General features: G+C 70.9%; 12 protein-coding genes. 10 read left to right on the forward strand and 2 right to left on the reverse strand.

Annotated features, from left to right (window positions below; all coding sequences use genetic code 11):
- The 3 genes from ACZ5DC_RS40270 to ACZ5DC_RS40280 form a co-directional block, all read left to right on the forward strand.
- Positions 1-1377: rep family protein (locus ACZ5DC_RS40270; RefSeq protein WP_468661405.1), on the forward strand; the 1377-nt coding region annotated here is incomplete at its 5' end.
- A 555-nt stretch (positions 1378-1932) separates the two neighbouring features.
- The gene (locus ACZ5DC_RS40275) at positions 1933-2193 is read left to right on the forward strand and encodes a hypothetical protein (RefSeq protein ID WP_468661407.1); all 261 of its coding nucleotides are present in this window, start codon (positions 1933-1935) and stop codon (positions 2191-2193) included.
- Complete coding sequence (locus ACZ5DC_RS40280; RefSeq protein WP_468661408.1) at positions 2190-2981, forward strand: Crp/Fnr family transcriptional regulator; 792 nt, start codon at positions 2190-2192, stop codon at positions 2979-2981. The genes ACZ5DC_RS40275 and ACZ5DC_RS40280 overlap by 4 nt, the downstream gene beginning before the upstream one ends.
- 98 nt (positions 2982-3079) lie before the next feature.
- On the opposite strand, the gene ACZ5DC_RS40285 is transcribed toward ACZ5DC_RS40280, so the two are convergent.
- A complete protein-coding gene (locus ACZ5DC_RS40285) occupies positions 3080-3217 on the reverse strand; it encodes a hypothetical protein (protein WP_468661409.1) in 138 nt (45 codons plus the stop codon).
- A 214-nt stretch (positions 3218-3431) separates the two neighbouring features.
- On the opposite strand from ACZ5DC_RS40285, the gene ACZ5DC_RS40290 reads away from it, so the two are divergent.
- Positions 3432-3611 carry a hypothetical protein gene (locus ACZ5DC_RS40290; RefSeq protein WP_468661411.1) on the forward strand — a complete coding sequence of 60 codons (180 nt, stop codon included), beginning with the start codon at positions 3432-3434 and terminating at the stop codon, positions 3609-3611.
- Between the two features lie 1250 nt (positions 3612-4861).
- Here the strand turns inward: ACZ5DC_RS40290 and ACZ5DC_RS40295 are convergent.
- Positions 4862-5602, reverse strand: coding sequence for a GntR family transcriptional regulator (locus ACZ5DC_RS40295; protein WP_468661413.1), 741 nt, complete (start codon positions 5600-5602; stop codon positions 4862-4864).
- A 171-nt stretch (positions 5603-5773) separates the two neighbouring features.
- On the opposite strand from ACZ5DC_RS40295, the gene traA reads away from it, so the two are divergent.
- The 6 genes from traA (at position 5774) to ACZ5DC_RS40325 (ending at position 10875) form a co-directional block, all read left to right on the forward strand.
- On the forward strand, positions 5774-6322 hold the full coding sequence (traA, locus tag ACZ5DC_RS40300; RefSeq protein ID WP_468661415.1) for a plasmid transfer protein TraA: 549 nt from the start codon (positions 5774-5776) through the stop codon (positions 6320-6322).
- 14 nt (positions 6323-6336) lie between these two features.
- Complete coding sequence (gene traB / locus ACZ5DC_RS40305; protein ID WP_468661417.1) at positions 6337-8349, forward strand: plasmid transfer protein TraB; 2013 nt, start codon at positions 6337-6339, stop codon at positions 8347-8349.
- Between the two features lie 195 nt (positions 8350-8544).
- Complete coding sequence (locus ACZ5DC_RS40310) at positions 8545-9024, forward strand: hypothetical protein (protein ID WP_468661419.1); 480 nt, start codon at positions 8545-8547, stop codon at positions 9022-9024.
- A 5-nt stretch (positions 9025-9029) separates the two neighbouring features.
- On the forward strand, positions 9030-10073 hold the full coding sequence (locus ACZ5DC_RS40315) for a DUF2637 domain-containing protein (RefSeq protein ID WP_468661421.1): 1044 nt from the start codon (positions 9030-9032) through the stop codon (positions 10071-10073).
- Positions 10070-10519 (forward strand): Pycsar system effector family protein, encoded by a 450-nt coding sequence (locus tag ACZ5DC_RS40320; RefSeq protein ID WP_468661423.1) that lies wholly within the window; start codon positions 10070-10072, stop codon positions 10517-10519. The genes ACZ5DC_RS40315 and ACZ5DC_RS40320 overlap by 4 nt, the downstream gene beginning before the upstream one ends.
- A complete protein-coding gene (locus tag ACZ5DC_RS40325) occupies positions 10516-10875 on the forward strand; it encodes a DUF7739 domain-containing protein (RefSeq protein ID WP_468661425.1) in 360 nt (119 codons plus the stop codon). Before ACZ5DC_RS40320 ends, ACZ5DC_RS40325 begins: the two co-directional genes overlap by 4 nt.
- Positions 10876-12310 lie beyond the last annotated feature (1435 nt).

Genomic DNA, 12310 nt, shown 5'->3' on the forward strand with positions numbered 1-12310 from the left:
CCCGCGTCCGGCGTGATCGTCGCCCAGACCGTCGCCGGGACGGCCGTGGTCCTGGGCCTCATGCGGTGCGGGCGGATCTGGCTCTGCCCCGTCTGCGCCGCCACCATCCGGCACAAGCGGGCCGAGGAGATCACCACGGCGGTGGTCGAGTGGATCCGCCAGGGCGGGACCGCCTACCTCGTCACCTTCACCGCCCGGCACGGCCACGCCGATCGCCTCGCGGACCTCATGGACGCCCTCCAGGGCACCCGCAAGACGCCGGACAGCCCCCGGCGGCCCGGTGCCTATCAGCGGCTCATCACGGGCGGCACGTGGGCGGGACGGCGGGCCACAGACGGCGACCGACACACCGACCGCGACGGTATCCGGGACCGGATCGGCTACGTGGGCATGATCCGCGCAACCGAGGTGACCGTGGGTCAGGCCCATGGCTGGCACCCCCACATCCACGCGATCGTGCTCGTCGGTGGCCGGACCGAGGGCGAGCGGGCCGACAAGCGCGTCGTCGCCACCTTCACCCCCGGCGACTCCGCCCTGCGGGAGTGGGAGGACCACTGGCGGGCGGTGTGGACGCGGACCCTGCGCGGGGTGAACCCCGCCTTTACCCCGGACCAGAAGCACGGCGTCGACTTCAAGCGGCTGAAGACCGAGCGCGACGCCAACGACCTCGCCGAGTACATCGCCAAGACGCAGGACGGGAAGTCGCCCGCGCTGGAGCTGGCTCGCGCAGACCTGAAGACGGCGGCCGGCGGGAACATGGCGCCCTTCGAGCTGCTCGGCCGGATCGGGGACCTGACGGGTGGAGTGCCCGAGGACGAAGCCGCGGGGCAGGGCTCGCTGGAGTGGTGCCTGTCCCGTTGGCACGAGTACGAGCGGGCCACCAAGGGCCGCCGGGCCATCGAGTGGACCCGCTACCTGCGCGCCCTGCTCGGCATCGACGGCGGCGACACCGAGGCCGACGACCTCGACCTGCTCCTGGCGGCCGACGCCGAAGGCGGCGAACTGCGGGCGGGAGTCGCGGTCACCGAGGAGGGCTGGACGGCGGTCACCCGCCGCGCGCTCGACCTCGCGGCCACGGAGGCCGCCGAGGGCACCGACGGCAACACCGACCCGGACGCCGTGGGCGAGCGCGTCCGCGAGGTCCTGGCCCTGGCCGACGTCGCCGACACCGTGGTCGTCCTCACCGCCGGCGAAGTCGCCGAGGCCTACGCCGGAATGCTCGAAGCGCTCGCCCTCCGCCGAGAAGAGGCTCTCGCCCGACGCCGCCGCGAGGCCGCCGACGAGGAACAGGACGATGACCAGGGCAAAGACGCCGGACTCGTCAGGCAACGTGCCAACCGGCACATCGCTCGCTTCCAAGGAACGCCTACTGACTAAACGCTGGGAAACCCTCTGTGTAGGGAAAACGGCACCCAAGGGCGGCTTCTATGAGGTGCAAAACCCTCCTGTGTAGGGAAAACAGCGTACGCGGAGCGCACTTTCCCTCTCAGAGCGGTTTTCGTAGCACTTCCTCGGTGTGCACTGGGGTCTAGCTGACACGGCTTTGGAATGGTCTCGCTCAGCTTCTGAGGTCCCCTCTGGGGGTGGCTCCCCCATTGTGACCTCGCGTTTCGCCAAGGCGGCCGCACCCATGGGTGCGGCCGCCTTTGTGCTGTCCTGACGCCCAGATTGATCAAGTCACCAACACTTCAGGGTTGGTTGAACCGCCAACCTTGCTCTGATTAGCCGAGGTTGGTGAGGAATTCCCTCTGGGCGGAGTGAAGTTGGAGGTCCGTCACCCGGGTGGCGTATTCTGCCCAGAACCGGTTCGACCCCTCGCCAGGGTTCGTAGGTAGCCGGTCATGCGCAAGAGGCCATTCCAAGATCGCGGTCGGGCTGTGCTTCCTCCCAAGGGTGGCGGTGCGGCTCGACCGCCATACCCTTCGAGGTGTCGTGTCTGAAGGAGTTCTCGCGGCTGTTCTGATTGTCGCGATCGTGGTCGGGGCGGCTTGTTACGCCATCCGCCACCTCAACAAGACGGCTGGCCGCATCGCGGTCGTCATCAGTGCACTGGCGGCTCTCGTGGCCGCCCTCGTGCCGGTCGTCAAGATCCTCGTCGAGCAGCCGGCCCCGGTGTCCACCCAGGTCGTCGCTCCCTCTGTTCCCGCCAGCTCTCAGCAGGCTGGTGCTGGTCTCGGAGGTGGCACTCGATGACCGAGATCGTGGACGTTCACGAACCTGTCGTGCCCAGGATCCGGCCCCCCTGGGGGGCCGAGCCTGTGACGGCGTACTTGAAGTCGTTGGGCCTGCCCGCGTACGCGATCGACGTTGTGCTGAGCAGGGCACGTGTCGAGGTTCGCCAGCGAGCGGACGTCGTGGCGTACGGCCGGGAGTGGATCCACATCATCGTCCAGGGCGTCATCAAGGAGACCACCCCTCACGGAACCACGCGGCTCTGGGGACGAGGGGCCATCCTCGGGGACATCAGTCGCGTCATGCTCAGGAGGGGGCCGACAGACAAGTCACAATCCACGGACTCCGGACCCCACATCACCTTCCTCTCTCCCGGCATAAGCCTCAGCTTCACCACCCGCACCCTCGCGAACCTGGTCGAGAGGGAGCCTGTGCTTGCGCTCCTCCTCGCGCAGCTGACCAACGACCGCGCCCAGAACGTTGAGTCGGTCTACGCGGTCTCCAAGGCGGACCCCGCGGTTCGTGTTGCCCGCCTCCTGCGGTACCTCGCCTCTCCCCCCAGGCGGAACGGGGTCTATCGGTGGACTCGAACCGGAGTGCATGAGGTGCCCGATGACGCCTTCACGCTCATGGGTCCTAGCCAGGCCGACATCTCCGACGCACTCGGCCTCGGCCGGACCACCGTCGAAAAGGCCATCGCGAACCTCCGCACCGACGGGATCCTCGCCGCGTTGCCCCCAGGAACCCGGTCAAACCGGTACTACGAAATCAGGGACTACGTCCGGCTGACGTCTCTGGCCCGTTCATAGACAAGCCGCCCTGCCGTCCGACCGTCCCCGGTCGCGCCCCGGTCGTCCACCGGCCGGGGCGTTACTGGGGTCAGTGACCCACAACTCGCTGTCGCCGGTTACTGCCCCCGGTCGCCCAGCTTCCGGCGGCCGGGGACCGGTCCGCCGGCGCTTCGCGCGCGGGGGCCGTCGTGCTCCTGGTCCTCGATGTCGGCGGCCCACTCGACGGGCAGCAGCCGCGGGGCCGTGTCCGGCATCGTGCTCCTGGTCGTTGCTGTCTGATCACCTCGACTGGCCCCCGTCTTCACCGGCGGGGGCCTTTTTCGTGTCTGGGTCCTGTCCGATCCGGGGCGAGCCCCGCGAAGGGGTGGAGCAGCCCTTGTGTGGCTAACCCCCAGTTCTCGCAAGGTCGCTCCCCCTCCGTCCTGCCTGTCCGGGACGGGAGGACCTTTTCCGAGATCTGGAGGATCAGTGAGCACCGAGCAGCACGAGCAGCAGTCGCCCCAGGCGCCGACGCTCCAGCCGCGGGACCCTCGCCGCGAGTTCGTGAAGAAGGGCGTCCTGGCCGCGATCGGCGGTGCGGCCTCCGCCCTCGTCCGCGAGGCCGTGAGGGCGGCGATTGGCGCCGATGTCTTCGGCGACGGCTCCTGACACGACAGGGGACCTGTATCGCGCGATACGGGTCCCCTGATGTGCCGCGTCACAAGACGTGCGGCATACGGTCGGTGCCGGCGGGCCGAGCGGAGGCCGGAGAGCGGGGCGGAGACAGGAGCGGTCCGGCCTCCGGGCGGGCCGCGCCGACCGCGTCAGCGGGCGGCCTTGAACCAGTAGAGAAAGTTGTAACGCGCCCGGTTGCCGTGCCGGGAGACGAGCCGCGTACGGTCGTGCGGCATGAAGACGGAGCAACCGAGAGACGCGGACGGGAATCCGCTGTGTGCCTGGTGCGGCGGACCGGTCCCACCGAGCCTGGGAACGAAGCCGCGGGTCTACTGCAAGGACGGCTGTAAGACGCGGGCCTGGGAGGCGCGGAGGTTGGAGAAGCAGCTCCAGGCCGTCCGCGAGGAGGAGGCGGAGAGGCGAGCCCCGATGCTGTTCAAGGCGTATGCCAAGGGCCGCCGCGAAGAGGCCGAACTGCGCTCCGGAACGTCACGTGACGTTGGGCGGAGCGGTGTTGGAACGTCACGTGACTTTGCTGGGAGCGATGAAGGAAAGTCACGTGACGTTCTTCCAAAGCAGCAGGTCACACCGCCCAGTGAGGCGGAAGAGTGCCCTTACTGCCGTCATGACGTCGTCGGCTTGGTGGTCCACCTGAGGCAGTGCCCGGAGGGACCGAGTGCGGCGGGCATGATCGGTTCATGACGAGACGTGCACTCGGCTCCGGGCCGACTCCTCGCCCCGCCGGAGACCCTGCGCCCCGGCCGCTGCTCGCCGCTGAGCGGGCGGCTGTGGTGGATCCGCCGGCGCCTCCCGCCCCGACCCGTTCCGGAGGCCGCCGCGCGTTGGGGACTGGCCGTCTCCCCGTGGACGGTGAAGACCAGGAGCAGCCGGACGCTCAGCCGTGACGGCGGGGTGCTTAGCGGAGCGCCCGTGACGGGCTCAGCCACATCGCGGCAGCAGCCAGCTCCCCAGCAACCCCGTGGCGGCCCGTCAGTGCCCTGGACTGCGCTCAGCACGCCGACGGCGGGGGAACGGCGCTCAGCCCCGAATCCGGCCCGCCAGACGGCCACAGAGCGCCACGGAGCCCCCCTCCCCTCCCGGCTGCCTGTCCGGGACGCGCACAACCACGAGACCGGCAGGCGGGCGACGGCTGGCCACGTAAACCCCGGCGAGTAGCCGCCTGGAGACATGAGGAAGGCCCGCACCGGGCAGTGCGGGCCTTGGCTCTGGGGTGCGGGAGGAGGTCACTCGCTGAGGGGGACCCGTGAGCCCGGGGCGTAGACGTCCTCCCAGTACCCCAAGGCCTGGTCGTCGTCGTGGAAGGTCACGGTTGTGACGAGGACGGCCACGGCCGAGTGGGGTGGCGCGTCGATCTCCAGGGCGGCCAACTCGTCCTGAGTCGCCTGCCGGGCGTGAGCGGTGCGGTGGCCCTTCACGACTTCGCGGCCGGTCCGCTCGGTGTAGAGCTTGTCGAACTGCGTCACCATGCGGACGTCTTCGGCCAGCTCCGGAACGGCGGCAACGGTGTGGGGCGGGTAGACGGAGATGCCGACCGAGGTCGGCTTGTCGTGCTGACGGAACACCCTGATACGGATCACGGCTTCGTCGCCGGGCTCCAGGTTGAGCGCTGTGCAGACCTCGGGGTCGTAGACCGACCGAGCCATGACGCGGTGACCGGAGGAGGTCTCGCCGGGGGCGTAGCGGAGCCCGTTCTTCTCCATCCGTTCCAGCCGGTCCGCACCTGTGATGACGATGGGGGAGGTCTCCACGACCGTCCCCAGCGCACCGCGAGAGGTGACCAGGCCTTCGCTCTTGAGCACGGCCAGGGCCCGGCTCACGGTCTTGGCCGCCACGCCGAACTGTTCGCGGATCTCAGGGACCGACGGCAGGGAGTCCCCTGGGGCCAGCTCCCCGCTCTTGATCAGCGTGCGGAAGTGGGCGGCCACGTCGGCGTACCCCTTCCCCTCCGGTGCCTTGTATGGCATGGCTTCTCCCTGTTTGTCGGAGCGCGGTACACCCCCGAAGGTACATCAATGACCCCCCCAAGGTACATGCTTGCCCGTGATCGGTCTTTCATGTACCTTCATGGCGTCGGCAAGGTACATTAAGCACCTTGCAGAGGACGGATGTGTACCTTCGGCATGAAAGGTGCTGTCGTGGCCACGAGGAATGCCTCGCCCCAGACGGGCGCGAACGGCAAGAGCAACAAGTTCAAGTCCGCTGCTGGTGCGGCTGGTGCGGCGGCCGGCGGATTCGTCGGCGCGATGGGGCAGAGCTTCGTCCCGCCCGTGAACATCACGATCAACCGGACGCAGAACGTGGGTGGCGGTGGGTCCGTGCCGCAGCAGGGCGGACGGGCCTCGCATTTCATCCTCGGGGAGCCGTCGTTCAACACGACCGACGACGTCCGGAACTACTGCAACGGTCTGCGGGCCGTGATGATCCAGGCGGCCATCGAGCTGGCTATGGCCGCCAAGATCCTGGAGGCCCGTCTCGGGCAGTCCCTGCCGCTGCCGGGCGAGAACAAGATCCAGACCAAGATGCGCGCCAAGAAGGTGGCCTGGAAGCTCAAGCGGTCCGCCGACGGCGCCACGGCTGCGGCGAAGAACGCGGTGGCCACCTACGCGGCCTTCCAGCGCGAGTACGCCGACCTGATGCGTCCGCGTCCCCAGCAGGCCGTCACCACCAACCCGTTCCGGTTCTGAGAGGGGGACCCACGATGAGCAAGGATCTTCAGCAGCAGAACGAGGACCGCCTGAACTCCGGCGGGTCGACCGGCATGGGCGCCTGGCTGTGGCACCGGGCCAAGCCCTACACGCCGCCGTGGATCGTCGTGGGTGGGGTCGGCCTGGCCGGTGCTGGCGCGAACCTCCAGTGGGGTGGCTCCCCGTGGGCGGGCGTCGGCCTCACCCTCGCCTCCACCGCTCTCACGGCCGCGACCTGGTGGGCGGGCAAGTCCACCGGCCCCCAGCGCCGTCTGCACTCCGCCATCACCGTGGCGGCCGGGTCGGCCTGGCTCACGTCCGCCGCCCTGTCCGGCCCGCTCACCGGTCCGCTCCCCGACCTGTACCTGATGGGCGGGGCAACCCTCGCCCTGTCCTGGAACATCCGCCACGTCATGCGTGCGGCCGGCGGGGAGACCTCCGGGTCCGACTCCGACAAGGGGCTGCTGGAGAAGGTCGGGCTCGCCCGCACCAAGCTCAAGCAGATCAAGGTCGAGCCGAACCGCGTCACGGTCCCCTACGAGCTGCCCGCTGGGGAGCTGACCAACGAGGACGTCGCCAAGGCGCTCCCCCGGATCGCTTCCGCCCTCGACGTCCCGACCACCGCCATCCGTGTCCAGCACGACCCCGACTCCGCCAGGAAGGGCCAGTTCGTCATCGTGCCCGAGGACATGCTCAAGACGCCGACCCTGTACCCGGGCCCGTTCGCTCCCGGCCAGTCCATCGCCGTGCCCCTGCGGATCGGCGTGTACGACGACGGCAGCGACCTGGTGCTGCCGCTCCTGGACGCCATCCACATGCTCGTCATGGGGATGACCGGCAGCGGCAAGACGGAGGGCGCCCTGGACCTGTTCTTCGAGCTGCTGACCCGCCGCGACGTTGCCGTGTGGCTGTCCGACGCGGCCAAGGGTGGGCAGGACTTCCTGCCACTCGTCCCGGCGCTCGACTGGGCCGCGCTGGACACCGTGTCGGCCGCCGCGATGGTCTCCACCGTCCAGGCCGTCATCCCTGCCCGTGCCGCCTGGCTGCGGGACCACAGCTACCGCGCGTGGGAGCCCGCGGCTGCCGGGAAGCAGACCGACCCGGCGCACTCCTGCGCTGCGGCCGGCGCCTGCGGCTGCGACGGGATGCCGTACCTGGTGGCCTGGTTCGAGGAGGCGGCCAAGCTGCTGCGCGAGCTGGGTGACGACGTGTTCACCGGTATTGCCCAGGAGGCCCGGTCCGCTGGTGTCTCCCTGGTCATCTCCATGCAGCGCGCTTCCGGCTACCAGCTCTCGACCGACACTCGCGCGAGCCTCCCGGCGGCGATGTGCTTCGGAGTCCGGGGGGACGACGCCTCGTTCGCGCTCCCGGAGGAGGTCCTGGAGGCGGGCGCCAACCCGGCCGCCTGGGGCAACAAGCGCAAGGGCTACGTCTACATGGTCAGCGCCGGGGTGGACGAGGACCTGTACGCCAACCCCGCCCGGACGTTCTGGACCGGCCCCAGCGGCGAGTACGAGAAGGCCGCCGCCTGGATCGTGGCCCAGTTCGCTGGGATCCGGCCCCAGGGCACCGGCGCGGTGACCGAGGCCGTGGCCGCCAAGGTCGCGGGCGAGCTGTTCACCAACCGCCGTGCACGGGCGGGCACTCCGGCCCCGGCCCCGGCCGCAGCCCCGGCCCTGTCCGACGCGCAGGAGTCCGCCCAGGCGGTCGCCGCGCTCGTCGACGCGGAGGACGCCGACCTGGACGCGACCGTCGACCTTCCGCCGGCCGAAGGCGCCAACGCCCTTCCGGAGGGCAAGCCGTCGCCGGAGGAGGCTCGGGAGCTGCTGGACGAACTCGTGGAGATGCTGGCCCAGGTCGGCCCCGGCACCGTCGCGGTCCGGGACCTGTACCCGTACCTGGAGCAGATCGGCCGGGACCGCTCCTGGGTCTCCAAGCAGATGAAGAAGCTCGCCGAGGACGGGCGCCTGGCCCCCATGGGCGAGGAGGGCGTGTACCGGCTCGTGCCCGCCCTCGCCGGGGTCTGAGGGCGGGCCGCACACCCGCACACCCCCGCACAGCCGCACAGCGCGAATCCCCACGTCGCACGGCGTGTGAAGAGGGCCGCACACCGGCCCGCACACCGCCGCACAGCGCGACCCGCACACCCCCCGCACACCGAACGACGACGGACCGCCCCGATGCAGCCGGGGCGGCCCGCCTGATGACCACGGAGGCATCCCGTGACCACCGATCCGCAGTATCCCCTCACCGAGACCGAGGCGTCCGCCGAGGCCGCCCGCCTGATCCGCGAGGCGTACCGGCCGGAGCCCGCCCCGCAGCCCGTGACCAGCTTCCGGGACACCACCCCGGTCCCCGCCTACGGCCCCACCCCGCCCGTCCCCCAGCCCGACCACCGGATCGTCCCCCAGTGGGCCGCCGGGGTGGCCGTCGCCTCCATCGGCGTCGGCGCCGGCGTCACCGGACTCGGCTGCGGCGCCTGGCTCGTGCTCCAGGGCCTGTCCTCGGTCACCCTGCTCGGAGTCCTCGCCATCGCCGTGCCCTTCGCCGGAGTCGCGGCCGTGGCCACGGCCGTTGGCGCTGCCGTCTCCCGGGCCCGCAGGGCGTCGACCACGAACGTCTACCAGGGGCAGGTCATCCAGCGGACCGAGATCACATCGACCGCCCGCGGCATGCTCTCCCGCTCCCAGGTCGGGCGGTGACCGGCATGAAGCTCGACACCCAGCAGCAAGTCGACGCCGCCGAGCGGATCCTGCGCCTGTCGTGGGTCATCGTCGCTGGGGCCGTCCTGTACTCCGTCCTGACCGTCACCCCACTCGTGCAGCGGGTCACCCCGGACGGTTGGGACCTGACCGCGCCCATCCTCCCGATCGTGGTCGACGCGGCCGTCGTGATCGTCGTACGGGTCGACGCGATCGTCGCCCGGCTCGACGGACGGCCCGGCGGGTGGCCGGCGCTCCTGCGCTGGCTCACCGGCCTGATGACCCTCGCGCTCAACATCGGCGACTCCGCGCTCAAGGGCGACCTGGTCGGCGTCGGCGTGCACGCGGTCGCCCCGATCCTGCTCATCGTCACCGCCGAAGCGGGCCTGTCGTGGCGCCGCGCCATCACCGTGGCGGTGGAGCGGATCGAGCGTGAGCAGGAGGCCGAGCGTCGGGCGGAGCGTGAGCGCCGGGAAGAGACTGCCCGGGCCGAGCGTGAGCGGCAGGAGCAGATCGACCGTGAGCGCCGTGAGCAGGAGGCCGCCGAACGCCGGGCCGAGCGTGAGCACGCCGCCCAGCTCGCCCGCGAGGAGCGCGAGCACGCCGCCGCCCTGGAGCGGGAGCGCCTGGACCGCGAGGAGCGGGCACGGCGCGAGGAGCAGGAGCGCCTCGACCGCCAGCGCCGCGAGGAGCAGGAACGGCAGGAGCGCGGGCGCCGCGAGGAGGAGGCCGCGCGCAAGGCCAAGGAGCGGGCACAGCAGGCGGAGCGGGACCGGAAGGTAGCCGAGGCCCGTCGGACCGCCCCCGCGCCTGTGAGCGCCGCCGTGAGCACCCCTCGCCCGGCCGTGAGCGCCATTGCGACCACCGCCGCTCACGAGGCCGCTCACGACGCCAAGCCCGTCGAGAAGATGAGCGAGGAGGACGCCCGTGCCGAGGTCGCCAAGGCAGTGCGCGAGGGCCGCTCACAGCGGCAGGTCGCCGCGCTCACCGGTTGGTCCACCGGGTGGGTCGCCAACCGCTTCAAGGAGCTGGAAGGGGCGGCAGCATGAGCACCACCGACCAGCACCTGACCGCTCAGCACGCCGAGGTGAAGGCCGAGATTTCCCGTACCGACGCCAAGGCCGGACTCTTACTGGCCTTCGTCGGCGCGGCCTTGGCCGGCGCCTGGACCCTCGCCCACGACCTGCCCATGAACGTTGCCGCGTACGTCGTCGGCGGCATCGGCCTCGCCGTCCTGGTCGCCGCGGCCGGGCTCCTGCTCCGCTCCGTCCGCCCGAACCTCAACGGCGGCCACGGCTTCACCCTGTGGGCCACCCTCACCCCGCAGCAGATCACCGCCACCGCCGACACCCGGGACCTGGCCGCCGACATCGCGGGCCTGTCCCGGCTGGCCATCGCCAAGTTCACTGTCCTGCGCCACGCGATCGACCTGATGTACGCGGGCGGGACCCTGCTGATCCTGTCCGCGCTGATCGCGCTGGGAGGCTCCCTGTGACCCGCAAGCCGCAGATCACCGACCCCGAGCCCCACGTCATCGTCAGCCACGGCGCCGACTTCTTCGGCGAGGACCGCCACCCCCTCAAGGCCCTGGCCTCGCTCGCCGGGTACGCCGAGGGCTGCCTGCCTTCCGCCGAACGCGGTCCGCTCGTGCAGCTGCTCAAGGACCCGGGCCAGGGCGGCGCCATCCCGGCCGAGCAGGCGGCCGAGGTCTCCGGTCTCCTGCTCCAGCTCGCCCGCCACCGGTTCGTGAAGGGTCCCGCCGCAGCCATCGCCCGCGCCCTGGCCGCCGCCGCCACCCGGGCCGCCGCCGATGACGAGCCCTGGGAGTGGTGCGTCGACATCGCTGCCTGACCCACCGAGCCCCGCCGGCCTTTCGCTGGCGGGGCTTCTTCCGGCCCTCCAAGTCACACCAGCCCCTCGGGGGTTTCTGGACTTTCTGGACCCCCCTTCGCGCGTACGCGTACGCGCGTGACCTGCGCAACTAGCGCAACAACCCGGCGATACAGCCCGCTTCACCCCGATTGGAGCACCCGGCAATGGAGCGCACCGCCACCGATCCCCGCGGGGATAACGCGCCCGTTCTTCCGTCCGGCGAAGGCGCGGGTTCTCCCCGCGGAAGTCGGATCTTCCGCCCGGCTATCGAGCCCCTGACCAGCGATACGTTCCGGTATCGGGGGGGTGCGGAGGAGACTCCCGCGCGTGATCACACACCCCAACGTCGTCCCGCTTCGACCCGGTTCGCCCGGGCCAGGCGTAACGGATCTCCGCCGCAGACGTACGGCAAGGCAGGGGTGTTCGCCGCGAGACCTACTCTCGCGCCCCCTGACCAGCGAAGAGGTACGCAGATGGAACTCGTGAGACCGTCCTACGCGCGCGCGGGGGTCGCATGTAATGGATCAGCGACTCACCCCGTCTATCGAAGCGTGAGCCACCTCCAGCCGACTTCCGACTTCCCCGGCCTCTGGATCGCCGCGGCCCCCATGCCGCGCGCGGCCTTCGCCTGCGCCTGCGGCCACACCGAGACTGCCGCCGGCCGTGCCGACGTCCACCAGCTCGTGGCCCGGCACCGGGACCACGTCGACCGGTGCATGCGGGGCGAAGCACCGTCAGGCGCGCCGGGGGGAACGTCCGTTGCCCGAAGTGGCAGGATCAGCCCGAGAAAAGCGAAACGGCCCGGGGGTCTAATCCCGAGCCGCTTCTGACGTCCACCCGGCTACCAACCAAGGGACTCGTCTGTGTCCAGCGTACGTGACGCTTCGGCGTCTGCAACACCCCTCCCGGCTCCGCGCGCCGCCAAGGTTGCGCCGCTTACCCCCTTGGGTGAGCGCAGTGGCCCCATGACAGCCACCGGCCCCCGCTGCCACTGCGGGACCAAGATCACCCATACGCCCGGCAAGGTGCCCAAGGTCTACTGCTCGGACCGGTGCCGGAAGGCCGCGAAGCGCGCCATCGAGCGCGGGAAGGCGATCTCCGGGGGCAACCCCGGACACCTTGGGAAAGAAACAACAGAGTTTCCCGCACCCCTCCGACCTGCGGAAACGCGGCGCGAGGCAACCCCGGACACGGACCGGGAAGCCGCCCGGAGCGACGCGGCCCGACTGAGGAAGGCGGCCCGGTACTCGCGTCGCCGGACGCTGTGGCGGATCACCGGAGACGCAGCGTGCAAGGGCTGCGGCCGGGCCCTGATGGACCCCGCGTCCGGCGTGATCGTCGCCCAGACCGTCGCCGGGACGGCCGTGGTCCTGGGCCTCATGCGGTGCGGGCGGATCTGGCTCTGCCCCGTCTG

Source organism: Streptomyces sp. NPDC031445 (genome assembly GCF_055581365.1).